Below are 16950 nucleotides of genomic sequence, written 5' to 3' on the forward strand. Positions count from 1 at the left end.
ATGCGCTTGCTGTTGGTAGAAGACGACGCCGCGTTGGGGGAGGGGATTTGTGACGGCCTGCGCCGCGAGGGCTATACCCTCGACTGGTTGCAGGATGGCGCCAGTGCCTTGCATGCCCTGTGCCACGAAGAGTTCGACCTGGCCATCCTCGACCTGGGCTTGCCGCGCCTGGATGGCATCGAGTTGCTGCGGCGCCTGCGTGCGGCCGGGAAGACCCTGCCGGTGCTGGTGCTGACCGCCCGCGACGCCACCGATGACCGCATTGCCGGGCTGGATGCCGGCGCCGACGACTACCTGGTCAAACCCTTCGACCTCAACGAACTCAAGGCCCGCTTGCGGGCCTTGCTGCGGCGCAGTAGTGGCCGCGCCCGCGTGCTGATAGAGCATGCCGGGGTATGCCTGGATCCGGTCAGCCAGCAGGTGCACTACCTGGGCCAGCCGGTGGTACTCACGCCCAAGGAATACCTGCTGCTGCACGAGCTGCTGGCCCAGCCGGGCAAGGTGTTCACCCGCGAACGCTTGACCCAGTTGCTGTATGGCTGGGATGAAGAGCCGGAGAGCAACACCCTGGAAGTGAACATCTACCACCTGCGCAAGAAGCTGTTCAACGGCCTGATTCGCACCGTGCGCGGGATCGGCTACCTGGTGGAACGCAAGTCATGAGCTCGTTGCGCCAACGCACCTTGTGGCGGGTGATGCTGCTGTTGCTGGTCGGCAGTGGGTTGCTGGCGCTGTACAACTATCACGACAGCCGCCACGAAATTAACGAAGTGTACGACGCCCATCTGGCGCAGAACGCCCGGCTGCTGCAGGGCATCATGAGCCTGCCGGTGCAAGAGCAGAGCCGTGACGAGTTGTACCGCGCCTTCGACGAGGCCTTGAGCAAGGCCGGGCACCACAAGGTGGGGCACCGCTACGAGAGCAAGCTGGCCTTCCAGGTATGGGCCGACGACGGCGGGCTGCTGGTACACACGCCCAGCGCCCCGCAGCTGGGGCAGGCGCCGCGGGTGCCGGGTTTCGCCGACGTGGTGGTGGATGGGCGCCGTTGGCGCAGTTTTGTCTTGCCGGTGCCGGAAAAACACTGGGTGATCTGGGTGGGCGAGCGCAACGACGTGCGTAACGACCTGATCGAACGCATCGTGCAGCACACGCTGTTGCCATTCCTGTTCGGCAGCCTGGCCCTGGCCTTGCTGGTGTGGGCGGCCATAGGCTGGGGGCTGCGGCCGCTGCAGAACATGGCCAGGGTGATCCGCGCCCGACACGCCGAGTCGCTCGAGCCGTTGCAGCTGGTGCCGTTGCCTAAGGAGCTGGAGCCGATGCAGGCGGCGATCAACCGCCTGCTCGGGCAGATCGACGACCTGCTGCGCCGCGAACACCGTTTCATCGCCGACGCTGCCCACGAGATGCGCACGCCCTTGGCCATCCTGCGCCTGCACGCGCAGAACGCCCTGAATGCAGACAGCGCTGCCGAGCGGGACAAGGCCCTGCAGTTCCTGATGGGCGGTGTCGACCGCCTTGCCCGGGTGGTCAACCAGTTGTTGACCCTGGCCCGCCTGGAGCCGCGACCACGCCGGCGTGACTGGCCGCGGGTGGACCTGGAGGGCGTGGTGGCCGAGACCCTGGCAGAGCTTACCCCCTGGATACTGGAGCGCGGGCTGGAGCCTTCGCTGGACATCGCTGCCGGCGACTACCATTTGCATACCGACGCTGGCGCGTTGGGTATTGCCTTGCAGAATCTGGTGGCCAATGCCGTGGACCATTCGCCTGCAGGCGGTCGCATCACCGTGACACTGCAGCGCGAAGGCCAGGCCCTGCTGGTCAGCGTCGACGACGAAGGGCCGGGCATAGCGGTGGTTGACCAGCAGCGGGTGTTCGAGCGTTTCTACAGCAAGGGCTCGACCAATGGCGCCGGGCTGGGGTTGTCGATCGTCAGCACCATCATGACCCGCCTCGGTGGCAGCGTGCAGTTGCGCAACCAGACGCCACACGGATTGCGCGCGACCTTGCGCCTGCCCGTGGAGCCCTGAACGCTTGCTAGTGTTTCTGGGCGATCTGGATCAGGTTGCCGCAAGTGTCATCGAACACCGCTACGGTGACCGGCCCCATGGCAGTAGGCGGTTGGGTGAACTGCACGCCCGCTGCGCACAGCCGGGTATATTCGGCCTGGATGTCCCGCACGCCGAACGAGGTGGCGGGGATGCCGTCCTGCTTGAGCGCGGCCTTGTAGACCTTGGCGGCCGGGTGCGCGTCGGGCTCGAGCAGCAGCTCGACGCCGTTGGGGTCGTTGGGGGAGGTGAGGGTCAGCCAGCGGTGTCGGCCCCTGGGGATGTCGTGCTTGGGCTCGAAACCGAGTACGTAGTGGTAGAAAGCCAGGGCCTTGGCCTGGTCGTCGACGAGGATGCTGGTGACTATGATCTTCATGAACGCACACCGTATGCCTGGAGTCGTTGAGTACCAGTAAAGACAATCAGCGGCATTTGGCCAGGGCACCGGGTTTACCGCTAACCCTGCAACGCGATCCGACAGCATTTCTCTTCACGGTCAAAGTTCCAGATGGGTTGGTGGCAATGGGGGTTGTAGCGTTGATCGGGCAATACCACCCAAACCAAGGAGTGAACCCCATGCAAGAAGAACCCGTTAACGAGCCAGACGACACGCTTGACCACGAACAGCTGGAAAGTGCAGAGCCGCAGGTAACGTTGTCCCGGCGCAAGCGCGGTATAGGGCCAGTAGTCGGCATGCCCTGCAGGCCAGGGTACAAGCTGATTGGTGATGACTGTGTAATCGCCAATATCGATTTCGAGTGAAGCAAAGGGGGGGCGCATCGCGCCCCTCGTAAAAACCTGCTCAAGCCATAGGTAAATCCTTCATCACCCGGCCCCCACCCAGCCGCTGCCGAGGGTAAAGTGACAGGCATGATCCCAGCGCGCCCAGACCGGCGTCAGAGAGGTGCCCGTGGCGGCCTACACATTGCGACAACTCAAGTACTTCGTTACCACCGTCGAGGCCGGCAGCGTGGCCGAAGCTTCACGCCAGCTGTACATTGCCCAGCCGTCCATCTCCACGGCCATCAAGAGCCTGGAAGAAAGCTTCGGCGTGCAGCTGTTCATCCGCCACCACGCCCAGGGTGTGTCTCTGACGCCCAGCGGCAAGCGCTTCTATGCCAAGACCAAGTCGCTGCTGCAGATGGCCCACGAATTCGAGCAGAACGCCCTGGCCGACAACGACACCGTGGCCGGGCAAATCGACATCGGCTGCTTCGAAACCGTGGCACCGCTGTACCTGCCGCGCCTGATCGCCGGCTTTCGCCAGCGTTACCCGGGGGTGGATATCCGCCTGCGCGACGGCGAGCAGCAGGACCTGATCCAGGGCCTGACTGCCGGTACCTTCGACCTGGCGTTCCTCTACGACCATGACCTGGACGGCACCATCGAGGCCGAGCCGCTCATGCCGCCGCAGAAGCCCTATGTGCTGCTCCCCGAGAACCACCGCTTCGCCGGGCAGGCCCAGGTGTCGCTGCGCGATCTGTGCCCGGAGCCGATGATCCTGCTGGACGTCGCCCCCAGCCGTACCTACTTCGTCAGCCTGTTCAACGAAATGGGCCTGACGCCCAATATCGTCTTCAGTTCGCCGTCGATCGAGATGGTACGCGGCATGGTCGGGCAGGGCTTTGGCTTTTCGTTGCTGGTGACGCGGCCGCATTCGGAGTACACCTACGACGGGCAACGCCTGGCCATGCTGGATATAGCCGAGCCAGTGGCGCTGTCAGGGCTGGCGGCGGCGTGGTTGAAACGGGTGCAACTGACCAAGCCGGCGCAGTTGTTCGTCGAGTTTTGCCGGGAAGAACTGGCCAAGTTCTGAAACGGGCACGCCATGCAGGAGCATGGCGTGCCCGTTGGTCAGGGGTTGACCTGATAGCCGCGCCCTTGCAGGCAGCCGGCATAGGCACTGGCATGAGCCTGGGCTTTCGCTTCGTCCTGGCCGCGCCGGTCCTGACGGCGGTCCTGACGCTGGCGCATGCCACCGACCGCAGCACCGGCGGCGGCCACTTCGCCGGCGCGGTTCTGTCGGTATTGCTCCTTGGCATCGTCACCGACCCGGTCATACAGCTCGTCGTGCTGGTTGCCGCGCACCTGCGCGCCTGCCGCACCGGCAACCGCGCCGGCGGCGGCACCGCGTACCCGGCCACCGACATGGGGGTCGCTGGAGGTCGCGGCACTGTTCGCGGCATTGGTCGCGACAGTATTGCAATCATTGATATCCAGTTGCATCTGCTGGCTGCTCTGGCCCTTGAGCGGCACCACCGACTGCGCCTGGGCTGCCGATGCCGCGCACAGCAGCACCAGCAGGCAACTCCACGTGAACGTACGCATGGCAAACCTCCAGCGGGTGGGGATCCCGTTTCACAGGATAGTTCTCTTTGCTGCCGATGATGGCAGTTTTGCCGGGATGGTCTAAACCGGATAACAAACGTGGTTCGCCTGCGTATCACGGCGTGAATCCGGGCTACCTGTGGAAACCCCATGAGCCAGAGCCAGCAACTGATCATCTGTGAGTACTGTGACACGGTGTACCACCGTGCGCCGCTGCTCAAGCACCAGCGCGCCGTTTGCCAGCGCTGTGGCGGCGTACTGTACCGGCATACCTCGCTGACGGTGCAGCAACGCCTGGCCCTGAGTGTGACGGGTGGCATCCTGCTGGTGTTCGCCAACGCCTACCCGGTGATGACCATCGGCATGCAAGGGCTCACCCATTCCGCGACATTATGGGACTCGGTACAGATCCTCAGCCACGGCAGCATCACCTTCATCGCCCTGGTCATGGCCCTGTCGATCATCTTTGCGCCGGTGCTGCAGATTACCCTCTTGTGCTGGGTGTTGGGTTTCGCCCTGGCCGGCCAGCGCGCCCCCGGTTTTGCCCTGTGCATGCGCAGCCTGGAGGGCCTGCGGCCTTGGAGCATGCTGGAGGTGTGCCTGCTGGGGGCGATGGTGGCGGTGATCAAGCTGGCGGGGTTTCTCGACGTGATACCTGGCATCGGCCTGCTGGCGCTGGCAGCGCTGAGCATGCTGATCATCCATATCGCCGGCAAGGACATCCGCGGCCTTTGGGAGCAGGTATGAATACCCCGGCCAACGCCGACGACCTGGGCCTGTGCCTGTGCCATGGCTGCGGTCAGGCCTGCGAACTGGGCAGCGACAAGCACACCTGCGAGCGCTGTGGTGCCGCCATCCACCGGCGCAAGGCCAATGCAATCAGCCGTGGCTGGGCGTTTCTGCTGGCGGCGCTGGTTTTCTACATTCCCGCCAACCTGCTGCCGGTGATGCACACCGAAATGCTCGGCAGTGGCAGCGAAAGCACCATCGGTGGCGGCGTGCTGGAGTTCTGGGAGGCAGGGGCCTGGGACATCGCGCTGATCATCTTCATTGCCAGCGTGGGTGTGCCGGCCATCAAGTTCTTCTCGCTCGGCCTGTTGCTGTTCACCGCCCAGCGCGGTTCTACCTGGGCCTGCCGGCAGCGCTCGCAGCTGTACCGTTTCGTCGAGCTTATCGGCTACTGGTCGATGCTCGATGTGATGGTGGTGGCGCTGGTGGCGGCGCTGGTGCAACTGCGTGGGCTGGGCACCATCGAGCCGCGGGTGGGCATCCTGTTTTTCGGCATGGTGGTGGTACTGACCATGTTTTCTGCGATGAGCTTCGATCCACGCCTGATCTGGGATAGCCGTACCAACGAGGGAGGCCGCATTGATGGTGCAACAGACTGACAAGCGCGAGGGCGCGGGGCAGGTTGAAGTGCGCACCCGGCGCTGGAGCGTGTCGCTGGTATGGATCGTGCCGATACTGGCGATCCTGATCGGCGCTTCGCTGGTGGTGCGCAACTGGATGCAGCAGGGCCCGGTCATCGCCATTTCCTTCCACACCGGGGAGGGGCTGGTGGCGCACAAGACCCAGGTCAAGTACCGCAGCGTGGTGATCGGCGAAGTCACCACGGTGGACCTGGCCGACGACAAGAAGAGCGTGGTCGCCAAGGTCCAGCTGTCCAACGACGCCCGTGCGTTCGCCACCCAGGGGGCGCGCTTCTGGGTGGTACGGCCACGCATTGGCGTGGGCGGCGTGTCCGGCGTGGACACGCTGCTGTCGGGCAGTTTCATCGGGGCGGATTCCGGCGAGTCGAAAGTGCCGGAAAAGTCCTTTGTCGGCCTGGAGCTGCCACCGCCGATCACCTACGACGAGAAGGGCAAGCGCTTTGTCCTGACCGCAAGTGACCTGGGCTCGCTGGATATTGGCTCGTCGATCTACTACCGCAAGATCCCGGTGGGCGAGGTGGTGTCCTTTGCCCTGCAGGGCGATGGCAAGGGCGTGGAGATCGGCGTGTTCGTGCAGGCCCCTTACGACAGCTTCGTCACCGCCGATACCCGCTTCTGGAACGCCAGTGGCGTCGACATGCAGATCGGTGCCAACGGCCTGAAGATCGATACCGAATCACTGTCATCGATCCTGGTGGGCGGGTTGGCCTTTGGCTCGCCCGACTTCGCCCCGCAAGCCGAGGCTGCTGCCGACCAGGCGCACTTCCAGCTGTTTGCCGACCGCGATACCGCCCTGGCACCGCCCAGTGGCCAGGCCCAGTACCTGCAGTTGCGCTTCGACCAGGCCATGCGCGGCTTGTCGGTAGGCGCCCCAGTGGAGTTCAAGGGGGTCGAGTTTGGCCGAGTCACATCGGTGCAGCTCGACTATGATGCCACCCGCCAGACCTTCCCGGTGGTGGTCAAAGCGGTGATCTACCCGCAGCGGCTGGGGCCGGTACACCGCAAGATGCTGTCTGTGTTCAAGCATTCCGAAGGTGACATGGACGGTGCGCGGCGGCTGATCGGCACCTTCGTCGAGCACGGCCTGCGGGCCCAGGCGCGCAGCGGCAACCTGATCACCGGGCAGATGTTCATCTCCCTGGACTTCTACCCGGATGCCCCCAAGGTGGCCTTCGACAAGACCGCAGACCCTATCACCATCCCCACATTGCCCGGCAGCCTGGAGCAGCTCCAGGAACAGCTGCAGCGGGTGGTGGAGCGCATCAGCAAACTGCCGCTGGAGAGCATCGCCAGCAACCTGGACGGCAGCCTGCGAGAGCTGCGTGCCAGCCTCAAGCAGTTCAATGGCCAGACGCTGCCGGAGGTGAAGGTGGCACTGGACGAAGTGCACAAGACCCTGAGCACGGCCAATTCGGCCATTTCCGAGGACTCGCCGCAGCGCGAGCGGATGGGGGAAACCCTGGACGAACTGGAGCGCATGTCGCGTTCGCTGCGTGACCTTGCCGATTACCTGGGGCGGCACCCCGAATCACTGATACGCGGCCGGCCGAAAGCGGCCACTGCCGCCGAGCTGGAACCCTGAGGAGACAGCCGATGCTTCGACTGCGCAATGTATGTGGCGCCGGCCTGCTGGCAGTGCTGTTGGGCTGCAGCAGTACCCCGAACAACTATCACACGCTGGTACCGAGCGAGCCAGTACGCGACGGTGGCCAGCGCATCCAGGTGGCGAGGGTGGTCGTGCCGCCGCAGGTGGACCGCCCGCAGTTGGTGGTGCGACAAGGGCAGAGCGGCCTGGCCATCCTCGAGACGGAGTGGTGGGGTGCCAACCTGGTGGATGAGTTTCGCAGCGCCTTGCAGGACCAGTTGGGCGGGCCGGTGGGTGGCGGCAAGGTGTTGTTGCGCGTGGACGTGCAGCGCTTTGATACCGTGCCGGGGCGCTACGCCTCGCTGGAGGCGGTATGGCGCCTGACGCGCTCGGGGGAGGCCGAACTGACCTGCCGTACCTCGCTACAGACGCCCGCAGACAGCAGCATCGCCAGCCTGGTCAATGCCCACCAGGCCAACCTGCGCAAACTGGCCGAGGCGGTGCGGGGGAGTGCCCGTCAGGGCAGCTGTTCTGCATCCTGAGCGTCTCGCGGACCGTTGTAGGAGCGGCCTTGTGTCGCGATAGGGCCGCTCCTACAAGGTAATCAGTTCAGGCGTCCAGCATTCTGTTTCTTGCCACTGCTGACCATTTCCTGTCCCCGCTCGGCTTTGTCCATTGGCAACTGGTCGAATTCGCGCAGGCCATCCTTGCGGTACGGGTCGCCGATCCAGCGCGGCGCCACCACAAACTGCGGGCTCACCAGGCTCTTGGCCGGCTCGTAACGGTCGTAGCTCAGCCCGGCCAGGTCGGACAGGGTATGGATCAGGTGCGAGCTGCTGTAGGGGCGATCGGCCATCGCCTGCAAGTCGCGCGGGTGCTCGGCCTGCCAGCTTGGCGAAGTCCACAGCAAGAACGGGATGGTGTACATCGGCCGGGTCGGCGCGCCTTCGTTGCGCCCCAGGCGGTCGTGGTTGCCAGAGCTGTACACATCTTCGCCATGGTCGGACAGGTACAGCAGGAAACCATTGGGGGAACTGGCCGAGTAACGCTTGATCAGGCTAGACACCACGTAGTCGTTGTAGCGCACCGCGTTGTCGTAGAAGTTGTAGGTTTGCACCTGGTCGTCCGTCAGCTTGCCGGGCACCCCCTGACGGTCGTTGAAGTGCGCGTAGTCGTCCGGGTAGCGGTAGCGATAGTCCATGTGCGTACCCAGCAGGTGCACGATGATGAACTTGTTTGGCGCCGGGTCCTGCAGGGCCTTCTCGAACGGCGACAGCACCACGTCGTCGTATTGGCTGGCATTCTGGTTGCGCTGGTTGTTCAGGTAGACCGGCGCGTCCGACTGCTGCGAGAAGGTGGTCAGCATGGTGTTGCGCTTGGTCATGGTCTGCTGGTTGGTGATCCAGAAGGTCTTGTAGCCGGCCTGTTTCATCAGGTTGATCAGCGACGGGTCGGTGAGGAAACGGTCCGGGTTCTGCTCGTCGCCGAAAGTGAGGATCTGCTGCATCACTTCGATGGTATACGGGCGTGGCGACACCACGTTGCGGAACACCGTCAGGCCCTTGTCGCTGGCGGCCAGCGCATCGAGGTTGGGCGTGGTGTCGCGGTTGTAGCCATACAGGTGCATGTGTTCGCGAGTGGTGGATTCGCCCAGCACCAGCACCAGCGTGCGTGGCGCTGCACCACTGCTGTCACGCAGGTTCTGCAGGGGCGGCAGCGCGGCGTTCTTGGCCAGCAGCTCTTGCATGTTGTCCAGTTGCTGGCGGTACTGGCGGTAGCCGACCAGCAGTTGCCAGGGCACGGCGGGCTCCATGCGTTGCTGCACTTTCTCCGCCGCGTCGGCGAAGCTGCGCTCCTGGGTGACCATCTGCTTGTAGAACGGGTACACCAGGTTGGCCAACAGCAACAAGGCGACCACCGGCAGGCGGCTGCGCAGTGGCAGGCTGACCGGGCGTACGCGCTTCCACAGCAGCACCGCCCCCAGCGTGTAAAACAGCAATGCCAGGCCCAGCCAGGCGCTGAAGTACTGGCTGAAGTACTCACCGGCCTCGGCAGTGTTGGACTCGAACATCACGAAAATGACGCTTTGCGAGAACTCCTGGCGATAGATGCCGAAGTAGCTCAGACCCACCAGTGAAGCGGCCCACAGCACCAGGCCTATACCTGCGGCCGTGGCGCGGGTGAAGCGCGGCAGCAGCAGTACCGGTGCCAGCCACAGGCTGCTGAGGAAGAATGCATCGCGAAAGCCGGCGAACCCGGTGGTACCGCTGAACAGCAGCAACGTCTGGGTCACCCCCGAGAAGTACCAGAAGAACAGCAAAAGCCAGCCCAGGCCGGCCCAATCCACGCGCTTGGGCGAGGAGGGGGATGGAGTGTGTGACACGTATGCCTCGTCGTACTTGGCGGCCAGCGGATGTGCTCGTGGCCGGAAAGGGCGTGACGCTAATCTGCCGAGCGTGAAAATAACGTCAACGAGACGCTGGCCCAGGCAAGGTATGATGTATTCAGCCAAACCGGACTGACAGGTCGAGTGAGAATGAACCGTCGCAAGAAGATCAAGCAGCTACTGCAGGCGCACGCCAAGAAGGCCAGTGCCAAGCTGGCGCCGCGCAAGCCCAAGTACATTTGCAAGGCCGACCGTTTGAAGATGGAGGCCGAGGCGGCGGGGGATACCCCAGGCGTTACGGAGAACTGATGCCTGTCACGCGCCCCTGTGGGAGCGGCCTTGTGTCGCGATAGGGCCGCAGAGCGGCCCCAGGTTCCAGCATTACAGCAACCAATGCTGGGGCTGCTGCGCAGCCCTTTCGCGACACAAGGCCGCTCCCACATCGAACGCGCCAATTGCGGATCAACGATCAGCGGCGATAGTAGCGGTGGTCATCATTGTAGCGGTGGTGCATGGCCCGCTCATGGCGGTGCTCCCAGTCGCGGCGCCGTTCCCAGTCGCGTCGGCGTTCCCAGTCTCGCCGGCGCTCCCAATCACGGCGGGCCTGCTCGCGGCGCCACTGTTCGCGGCGCCAGTCGCTGCGGTGGTCATGCCAGCGGTCGTCATCGTGGGCCAGCAACGTGGCTGGCTGTTCATCGGCCACACTGGCCACCCTGGACCAGGGGTTGCCGGCAGGCTGCAACGGTGATTGAACCGCCGGGGCAGCCACTGCGGGCGCCTTCATCTGTGTTGCCGATGCCGTGCCCATCGCCGCGAACGAGAACAGGCCGAGCAGCATCAACCTTGCGACATGTATTTTCATGAGCGAAGCCAACCTCTGATAACAATTGAGCCATCAGGCCAGCAGGTGTCGGGCGAACCTAGTCTAGCGTTCCGTTTCCTTTCTGTGCCTCCCACATAGACCGGTAAACGGGAAAAAGTTCGCAGCGGCAACAACTTGTAGAACTTCAGCGCTTCAAAAAAGGGCACCTTGCGCCTATGGCGACACAAAACAAGCTGTACCTGTGGCAGCGGAGCTCATTTACCATGGCGGCCGTTTTTGACCATTACCAAGGAAACCCGCCATGAGCGCCCCCCAGTTTCGCACCCCCACAGCCGCCGACGCCGAACGCTGCTACGCCATCGAAATCGGTGCCTACGAAGGTGACGAGGCGGCCACACTGGAGAAGATCCGCACCCGCATCGCGCAGTATCCGCAGGGCTTCCTGGTGCTGGAAAACGCGGGCGAGATCGTCGGTTTCATCAATAGCGGCTGTGCCCACGAAGTGGTGATGTCCGATGAGGCATTCAAGGAGTTGGTCGGGCACGACCCGGCGGCGCCAAACGTGGTGATCATGTCGGTGGTGGTTGACCCGGCGTACCAGGGCAAAGGCTACGCCAAGCAGTTGATGGATGAATTCATCGCACGCATGAAGGCGGCGGGCAAGCTGACCATTCACCTGATGTGCAAGGAACAGCATGTGGCGTTGTACCGGAAGCTGGGCTATCAGTACGTGAAACCGTCGCCGTCGGACCACGGCGGCATGGCCTGGCATGAGATGCTCATGGTCCTCTGACTTCGCAAGACACGGCAGCGTTGCCGGCGATGGGCCGCCAAGGCGGCCCCGAATGGTTGCTTACTCGCCGCTGACCAGCTGGCGTGCCAACTGGTTGTGGCGCTCCAGCACCCGTGGCAGGTCGACCGTGGCCAGCTGGCCGTCCTTCACCACCACACGGCCATTGATGACACTGGTGTGCACCTGGGTCGGGGTGCAGAACACCAGCGCCGCCAACGGGTCGTGGTGGCCACCGGCATAGGCCACGTGGCCAAGGTCGAAGGCGACGAAATCGGCCACCATGCCTGGCGCCAGTGCGCCAATGTCATTGCGGTTGAGCACCTTGGCGCCGCCGAGCGTTGCAATTTCCAGCGCCTCGCGCGCAGTCATCGCGTCGGGGCCGAAACCAACCCGTTGCAGCAGCAAGGCCTGGCGCACTTCACCGATCATGCTGGCGCCGTCGTTGGATGCCGAACCGTCGACCCCAAGGCCCACCGGCACCCCGTGGTCGCGCATCTTGCGCACCGGCGCGATGCCCGAGGCCAGGCGCATGTTCGAGCATGGGCAGTGGGCGACACCCGTGCCGGTGCGGGCGAACAGCTCGATGCCATGCTGGTCGAGTTGCACGCAGTGGGCGTGCCAAACGTCGTGGCCGACCCAGCCGAGGTCTTCGGCATATTCGGCGGGGGTCATGCCGAACTTCTCGCGGCTGTAGGCGATGTCGTTGACGTTCTCGGCCAGGTGGGTGTGCAACGACACCCCGTACTGGCGCGCCAGCACGGCTGCTTCGCGCATCAGGTCGCGGCTGACCGAGAACGGCGAGCAGGGCGCCACCACGATGCGGCGCATCGAGCCGTGGCTGGCGTCGTGATAGTCCTCGATCAGGCGCTGGGATTCCTTGAGGATGTCGGCTTCCTTTTCCACCACCGAATCAGGCGGCAGTCCGCCCTGGCTGCGGCCCACGCTCATGCTGCCGCGCGCGGCGTGAAAGCGCATGCCGATCTCGTCGGCGGCATGGATGCTGTCGTCGAGCTTGCAGCCGTTGGGGTAGATGTACAGGTGGTCGCTGGAGGTGGTGCAGCCGGACAGGATCAGTTCGGCCATGGCGGTCTGGGTCGACACCGCGATCATCTCGGGTGTCAGGCGTGCCCAGATCGGGTAGAGGTTGGTCAACCAGTTGAACAGCTCGCCGTCCTGGGCCGCCGGCACCACGCGGGTGAGGCTCTGGTACATGTGGTGGTGGGTGTTTACCAGGCCCGGGATGACCACCTTGCCGCCCATGTCCAGCACCACGTCGGCATGCTGTGGCAGGGTATCGCTGGGGCCGACCTGGCGGATCAGGTTGCCTTCGATGAACATTCCGCCGTTCTTGATCTCGCGGCGTTCGCCGTCCATGGTGACCAGAAGTTCGGCGTTTTTGACCAGTAGCGTTGTTGGAGCATTTGTAGATGACATGGCTTGAGTCTGTCGCAATACGCATCGGCGATTACCGATGTCATAGGCGCAGGGCATTGTAAGCAAGGTTTTTGCGGATTGTATACAGGGCTGATGGTCCTGTGCTGGCCTCTGTATGTGCGGCCCCCTGTGGGACCGCGCAAATGCTCGACAGCGGGGTCACTCGGCCATCTGCAACTCAGGCAGCTTCACCCGGAACGCGCGGGTCAGCCCCAGCAGCACCACAAGGCCCATGCCCATCCAGCACAAACCGATGGTGAACGACAGGCTGGTAAGGCTGCTCCACAGCCACAACGTGCTGAGGAAGCCCAGGCCGGGAATGGCGCCATACAGCAAGTAGTTGCGACCACCACGCAGCTTCTGGTCGATGAGGTAGTGCTTGACCACGGCCAGGTTCACCGCCGAAAAGGCGAACAGCGCGCCAAAGCTGATCATGTTTGCCACCGTGTCGAGGGTGATCACCAAGGCAATCAGCGACAGCAGGCTGACCAGCAGGATGGCCGTGGCCGGTACGCGCTTTTTCGTCACCAACTGGCCGAACGCGCGGGGCAACGCACCGTCGCGGCCCATGGCGAACAGCACCCGCGACACGCTGGCCTGGGACACCATGGCCGAGGCGAAGCAGCCGGCCACGTAGGTGGCGGTGAAGGCGGTCACCAGCAGCTCGCCGCCAACCCGGCGCATCACGTCCACCGACGCCGAGTCCGGGTCGGCGAAGCTGCCCCAGTCAGGGAACACCATCTGTGCGCAGTACGACACCACCAGGAACAACATGCCGCCGATCAGCGACACGGCGAGGATCGCCACGGGGATGCGGTAGGTGGGGTTGCTGGTTTCCTCGGCCATGGTCGAGACCGCATCGAAGCCCAGGAACGACAGGCACAGCACGGCGGCGCCGGTCATGATCAACGGCACGCTGAAGCCTTCGTGGTGGAACGGTGCCAGCAGCGACACCGGCTGCGCCTGCCCGCTGAGGTTGTGGATGGACAGGGCGACGAACACGATGATGAACACCAGTTGCACCACCACCAGGATCCAGTTCACCCGGGTGATCGACTCGATGCCGATCAGGTTGAGGAAGGTGACCAGGGCAATGGAGCCCGCCACCCACACCCAGGCGTGGATGGCCGGGAAGTACTCCGACATGTAAATGCCGATCAGCAGGTAGCTGAGCAGCGGCAGGAAGATGTAGTCGAGCAGCAGGGTCCAGCCGGTGATGAAACCGATGTGGCTGCCGAAGGCCTTGCGGGTGTAGGTGTAGACCGAGCCGGAGTAGGGGTGGGCCTGGACCATGCGGCCATAGCTGTAGGCGGTCAGCAGCATGGCGGCGAGGGTCAGCAGGTAGGCGATGGGCAGGTGCCCCTTGGTCATCTGGGTGACCAGCCCGTAGGTGGTGAATACTGCAAGGGGGACCATGTAGGCCAGGCCGAACAGCACCAGGGCGGGCAGCCCCATGGACTTGCGGAAACGGCCGTTGCTGGCGGTGGGTTGCGACGGGCTATGTGCAGGGCTATGGGCTGTACTTGTTGTTGTATGCATTGCTAACTCCTGGAAAGGGATGCAGGACGCCGCGGTATGCGAGCGGGCTCGATACCGGTGGGTGTTGTGCAAGGAGGTCGAGCGGGTGGCTCGCAGCGCTGGGGCGGGTTGATGCTCCCACACCCCGCCGGCACCCGGAATCACCCTTTGGGGTGAGCCGGCAGGGGGCTTTGCCTGCTCACCCCAAAGGGTGATTTCGGTGTTTGCAGTGCCATGGGAGTATCTGGCCAACGACGCACCGCACTGGCGGCGGTGCCTTTACTTGAGACGGCAGGCCCACAGTGACTGATCAATTGCTTTCGCAACAGTGGTTCGAGCACCTGGCCAAGGTCACCGAGGCGATCGGCCGACCGGGCTTTGCCGCCTCCCTGTTTGCTGCGTTTGGCGTGATCCGACCGATCCAGGCGACCACGGTGTACCTGTACCCGCACGACGGCATGCCCTGCGCGCTGTTCGAGCAGGACGACAAGGCGCCCTGGCAGCCCGAGGGCAATGTCAGCCGCTACCTGTCCGGCTTCTATCTGCTCGACCCGTTCTACGGCGCCTGTGTGGAGCAGGTCGAGTCCGGTTGCTACGGCCTGTTCGAAGTGGCGCCCGACCATTTCGAGGTCAGCGAGTACTACCAGTCGTTCTACCGGCACTCGCACCTGGAGGATGAGCTCAACTACATCCTGCAGGTCGCGCCCGGGCAGAGCCTGGCAGTATCGCTGGCGTTCACCGACAAGCTCGATGGGCAAACCCGTGCGTTGTTCGCGCGTATCACGCCCTGGGTGCTGGCGGTGCTCAGCAAGCATTTCGCCGGGCTGGACAGCCGCGCCGGGCGCTTCGAGAACATCCTCGAGCAGCGCATCCACGCGGCGCTGAACAACTTCGGCAGCTCGCTGCTGACCGAGCGTGAATGCCGCATCGCCCAGCTGATCCTGCGGGGCCACTCGACCAAGTCGCTGGCCGAGCGCCTGGGGGTATCGGAGGACACCATCAAGTCACACCGCAAGAACGTCTACGCCAAGCTCGACATCGGCACCCAGTCCGAGCTGTTCTCCCTGTTCATCGACGCGCTGGCCAATGCCCAGGGCGTGCTGGGCAAGGACCCGCTGGAAAGCTACATGGGCAAGCTGCGCTGAGCGCAAGCCACCCTGCAACCCCACCGCAAAGGAAAACCAACAATGAATGCGCCTTTCGCCCCGCAACGCCAGACCCGTGACTATCAGGCAGCCGATGCCGCGCACCACATCCATGCCTTCCTCGACCAGAAGGCGCTGAACGCCGAAGGGCCACGAGTGATCGTCGGTGGCGAACGCCTGCACCTGTGGGACAGCGAGGGCAAGCGCTACCTGGACGGCATGTCCGGCCTGTGGTGCACCCAGCTCGGCTACGGCCGCCGCGACCTGACAGCCGCAGCTGCCACGCAGATGGACCAGCTGGCCTACTACAACATGTTCTTCCACACCACCCACCCGGCGGTGATCGAACTGTCCGAGCTGCTGTTCAGCCTGTTGCCAGGGCACTACAGCCACGCGATCTACACCAACTCCGGCTCCGAGGCCAACGAGGTGCTGATCCGTACCGTGCGCCGCTACTGGCAGGTGGTCGGCCAGCCGGACAAGAAGATCATGATCGGCCGCTGGAACGGTTACCACGGCTCGACCCTGGCGGCCACGGCGCTGGGTGGCATGAAGTTCATGCACGAAATGGGCGGGTTGATCCCGGATGTGGCGCACATCGATGAACCGTACTGGTACGCCGAGGGCGGCGAGCTGACCCCGGCCGAGTTCGGCCGCCGCTGCGCCCTGCAGCTGGAGGAGAAGATCCTCGAACTGGGGGCCGAGAACGTCGCCGGCTTTATCGCCGAGCCGTTCCAGGGCGCGGGCGGCATGATCTTCCCGCCGGAAAGCTACTGGCCCGAGATCCAGCGCATCTGCCGCCAGTACGACGTGCTGCTGTGCGCCGATGAAGTGATCGGCGGCTTTGGCCGCACTGGTGAATGGTTTGCCCACGAGTACTTCGGCTTCGAGCCCGACACCCTGTCCATCGCCAAGGGCCTGACCAGCGGCTACGTGCCCATGGGTGGCCTGGTGCTGAGCAAGCGCATTGCCGAGGCGCTGGTGGAGCGGGGCGGGGTGTTCGCCCACGGCCTGACCTATTCGGGCCACCCGGTGGCGGCGGCGGTGGCCATCGCCAACCTGAAGGCGCTGCGTGACGAAGGCATTGTGTGCCAGGTGAAGGAAGACACCGGGCCGTACCTACAACGCATCCTGCGCGAGGTGTTCGCCGACCACCCGTTGATCGGCCAGGTTCAGGGTGCCGGGTTGGTGGCGGCGCTGCAGTTCGCCGAGCACAAGCCGACGCGCAAGCGCTTTGCCAACGAGAACGACCTGGCATGGCAGTGCCGCACCTTCGGTTTCGAGGAAGGGGTGATCATTCGCTCCACCCTGGGCCGGATGATCATGGCGCCGGCACTGATCGCCAACCACAGCGAGCTGGATGAGCTGGTAGAGAAGACCCGCATTGCCGTGGACCGCACGGCGCGCCTGGTCGGCAAGCTCTAGACCGCTGATCCCTGTGGGAGCGGGCAAGCCCGCGAACA

General features: G+C 64.1%; 18 protein-coding genes. 12 read left to right on the plus strand and 6 right to left on the minus strand.

Annotated elements, in window-relative coordinates:
- On the plus strand, positions 1-663 hold the full coding sequence (locus CAG18_RS22605) for a response regulator (RefSeq protein ID WP_003259308.1): 663 nt from the start codon (positions 1-3) through the stop codon (positions 661-663).
- A complete protein-coding gene (locus CAG18_RS22610; protein WP_085721586.1) occupies positions 660-2027 on the plus strand; it encodes a sensor histidine kinase in 1368 nt (455 codons plus the stop codon). The genes CAG18_RS22605 and CAG18_RS22610 overlap by 4 nt, the downstream gene beginning before the upstream one ends.
- 7 nt (positions 2028-2034) lie before the next feature.
- On the opposite strand, the gene CAG18_RS22615 is transcribed toward CAG18_RS22610, so the two are convergent.
- On the minus strand, positions 2035-2421 hold the full coding sequence (locus tag CAG18_RS22615) for a VOC family protein (protein ID WP_085721587.1): 387 nt from the start codon (positions 2419-2421) through the stop codon (positions 2035-2037).
- A 200-nt stretch (positions 2422-2621) separates the two neighbouring features.
- On the opposite strand from CAG18_RS22615, the gene CAG18_RS22620 reads away from it, so the two are divergent.
- Entirely contained in the window at positions 2622-2807 is a 186-nt protein-coding gene (locus CAG18_RS22620; protein ID WP_061302466.1) for a hypothetical protein, read from the plus strand.
- Between the two features lie 148 nt (positions 2808-2955).
- Positions 2956-3861 carry a LysR family transcriptional regulator gene (locus CAG18_RS22625; RefSeq protein ID WP_013972086.1) on the plus strand — a complete coding sequence of 302 codons (906 nt, stop codon included), beginning with the start codon at positions 2956-2958 and terminating at the stop codon, positions 3859-3861.
- A 38-nt stretch (positions 3862-3899) separates the two neighbouring features.
- Here CAG18_RS22625 and CAG18_RS22630 read toward each other — a convergent pair whose 3' ends face one another.
- Positions 3900-4373 (minus strand): YMGG-like glycine zipper-containing protein, encoded by a 474-nt coding sequence (locus CAG18_RS22630; RefSeq protein ID WP_003259312.1) that lies wholly within the window; start codon positions 4371-4373, stop codon positions 3900-3902.
- Positions 4374-4523: 150 nt separating this feature from the next.
- Between CAG18_RS22630 and CAG18_RS22635 the strand changes: the two genes are divergently transcribed.
- Genes CAG18_RS22635 through CAG18_RS22650 form a run of 4 tightly spaced genes read left to right on the plus strand, consistent with a single transcriptional unit; the run spans position 4524 to position 7930 of the window.
- Positions 4524-5120 (plus strand): paraquat-inducible protein A, encoded by a 597-nt coding sequence (locus CAG18_RS22635; protein WP_013972087.1) that lies wholly within the window; start codon positions 4524-4526, stop codon positions 5118-5120.
- Entirely contained in the window at positions 5117-5761 is a 645-nt protein-coding gene (locus CAG18_RS22640; RefSeq protein WP_024086789.1) for a paraquat-inducible protein A, read from the plus strand. Before CAG18_RS22635 ends, CAG18_RS22640 begins: the two co-directional genes overlap by 4 nt.
- Positions 5745-7385, plus strand: a complete 1641-nt coding sequence (locus CAG18_RS22645; protein ID WP_085721588.1) for an intermembrane transport protein PqiB — start codon at positions 5745-5747, stop codon at positions 7383-7385. The genes CAG18_RS22640 and CAG18_RS22645 overlap by 17 nt, the downstream gene beginning before the upstream one ends.
- An 11-nt stretch (positions 7386-7396) precedes the next feature.
- The gene (locus CAG18_RS22650; RefSeq protein WP_054571871.1) at positions 7397-7930 is read left to right on the plus strand and encodes a membrane integrity-associated transporter subunit PqiC; all 534 of its coding nucleotides are present in this window, start codon (positions 7397-7399) and stop codon (positions 7928-7930) included.
- Positions 7931-7992: 62 nt separating this feature from the next.
- Here CAG18_RS22650 and CAG18_RS22655 read toward each other — a convergent pair whose 3' ends face one another.
- Positions 7993-9771: a phosphoethanolamine transferase CptA gene (locus CAG18_RS22655; RefSeq protein WP_085721589.1), complete on the minus strand. Its 1779-nt coding sequence runs from the start codon at positions 9769-9771 to the stop codon at positions 7993-7995.
- A 153-nt stretch (positions 9772-9924) separates the two neighbouring features.
- On the opposite strand from CAG18_RS22655, the gene CAG18_RS22660 reads away from it, so the two are divergent.
- Positions 9925-10083 (plus strand): DUF2986 domain-containing protein, encoded by a 159-nt coding sequence (locus CAG18_RS22660; RefSeq protein ID WP_085721590.1) that lies wholly within the window; start codon positions 9925-9927, stop codon positions 10081-10083.
- 160 nt (positions 10084-10243) lie between these two features.
- Here CAG18_RS22660 and CAG18_RS22665 read toward each other — a convergent pair whose 3' ends face one another.
- Positions 10244-10612, minus strand: coding sequence for a hypothetical protein (locus CAG18_RS22665; protein ID WP_015269978.1), 369 nt, complete (start codon positions 10610-10612; stop codon positions 10244-10246).
- Between the two features lie 286 nt (positions 10613-10898).
- Here CAG18_RS22665 and CAG18_RS22670 point away from each other — a divergent pair, with 286 nt between their 5' ends.
- Positions 10899-11390 carry a GNAT family N-acetyltransferase gene (locus tag CAG18_RS22670; RefSeq protein WP_061302463.1) on the plus strand — a complete coding sequence of 164 codons (492 nt, stop codon included), beginning with the start codon at positions 10899-10901 and terminating at the stop codon, positions 11388-11390.
- 60 nt (positions 11391-11450) lie between these two features.
- Here CAG18_RS22670 and CAG18_RS22675 read toward each other — a convergent pair whose 3' ends face one another.
- Together CAG18_RS22675 and CAG18_RS22680 are read right to left on the minus strand one after the other, a co-directional pair.
- On the minus strand, positions 11451-12824 hold the full coding sequence (locus tag CAG18_RS22675; protein WP_085721591.1) for an 8-oxoguanine deaminase: 1374 nt from the start codon (positions 12822-12824) through the stop codon (positions 11451-11453).
- 159 nt (positions 12825-12983) lie between these two features.
- Entirely contained in the window at positions 12984-14363 is a 1380-nt protein-coding gene (locus CAG18_RS22680) for an APC family permease (protein WP_054571868.1), read from the minus strand.
- Between the two features lie 281 nt (positions 14364-14644).
- Here CAG18_RS22680 and CAG18_RS22685 point away from each other — a divergent pair, with 281 nt between their 5' ends.
- Positions 14645-15487, plus strand: coding sequence for a helix-turn-helix transcriptional regulator (locus tag CAG18_RS22685; RefSeq protein ID WP_054571867.1), 843 nt, complete (start codon positions 14645-14647; stop codon positions 15485-15487).
- 42 nt (positions 15488-15529) lie between these two features.
- The gene (locus CAG18_RS22690; protein ID WP_085721592.1) at positions 15530-16912 is read left to right on the plus strand and encodes an aspartate aminotransferase family protein; all 1383 of its coding nucleotides are present in this window, start codon (positions 15530-15532) and stop codon (positions 16910-16912) included.
- Positions 16913-16950 lie beyond the last annotated feature (38 nt).

The sequence above is a fragment of the Pseudomonas sp. B22(2017) genome (assembly GCF_002113105.1).
GTDB lineage: Bacteria > Pseudomonadota > Gammaproteobacteria > Pseudomonadales > Pseudomonadaceae > Aquipseudomonas > Aquipseudomonas asiatica.

Coding starts and splice junctions, on each gene's coding strand:
- CAG18_RS22605 (WP_003259308.1), top strand. CDS start 1: ATGCGCTTGCTGTTGGTAGAAGACGACGCCGCGTTGGGGGAGGGGATT.
- CAG18_RS22610 (WP_085721586.1), top strand. CDS start 660: ATGAGCTCGTTGCGCCAACGCACCTTGTGGCGGGTGATGCTGCTGTTG.
- CAG18_RS22615 (WP_085721587.1), bottom strand. CDS start 2,421: ATGAAGATCATAGTCACCAGCATCCTCGTCGACGACCAGGCCAAGGCC.
- CAG18_RS22620 (WP_061302466.1), top strand. CDS start 2,622: ATGCAAGAAGAACCCGTTAACGAGCCAGACGACACGCTTGACCACGAA.
- CAG18_RS22630 (WP_003259312.1), bottom strand. CDS start 4,373: ATGCGTACGTTCACGTGGAGTTGCCTGCTGGTGCTGCTGTGCGCGGCA.
- CAG18_RS22635 (WP_013972087.1), top strand. CDS start 4,524: ATGAGCCAGAGCCAGCAACTGATCATCTGTGAGTACTGTGACACGGTG.
- CAG18_RS22640 (WP_024086789.1), top strand. CDS start 5,117: ATGAATACCCCGGCCAACGCCGACGACCTGGGCCTGTGCCTGTGCCAT.
- CAG18_RS22645 (WP_085721588.1), top strand. CDS start 5,745: ATGGTGCAACAGACTGACAAGCGCGAGGGCGCGGGGCAGGTTGAAGTG.
- CAG18_RS22650 (WP_054571871.1), top strand. CDS start 7,397: ATGCTTCGACTGCGCAATGTATGTGGCGCCGGCCTGCTGGCAGTGCTG.
- CAG18_RS22660 (WP_085721590.1), top strand. CDS start 9,925: ATGAACCGTCGCAAGAAGATCAAGCAGCTACTGCAGGCGCACGCCAAG.
- CAG18_RS22665 (WP_015269978.1), bottom strand. CDS start 10,612: ATGCTGCTCGGCCTGTTCTCGTTCGCGGCGATGGGCACGGCATCGGCA.
- CAG18_RS22670 (WP_061302463.1), top strand. CDS start 10,899: ATGAGCGCCCCCCAGTTTCGCACCCCCACAGCCGCCGACGCCGAACGC.
- CAG18_RS22675 (WP_085721591.1), bottom strand. CDS start 12,824: ATGTCATCTACAAATGCTCCAACAACGCTACTGGTCAAAAACGCCGAA.
- CAG18_RS22680 (WP_054571868.1), bottom strand. CDS start 14,363: ATGCATACAACAACAAGTACAGCCCATAGCCCTGCACATAGCCCGTCG.
- CAG18_RS22690 (WP_085721592.1), top strand. CDS start 15,530: ATGAATGCGCCTTTCGCCCCGCAACGCCAGACCCGTGACTATCAGGCA.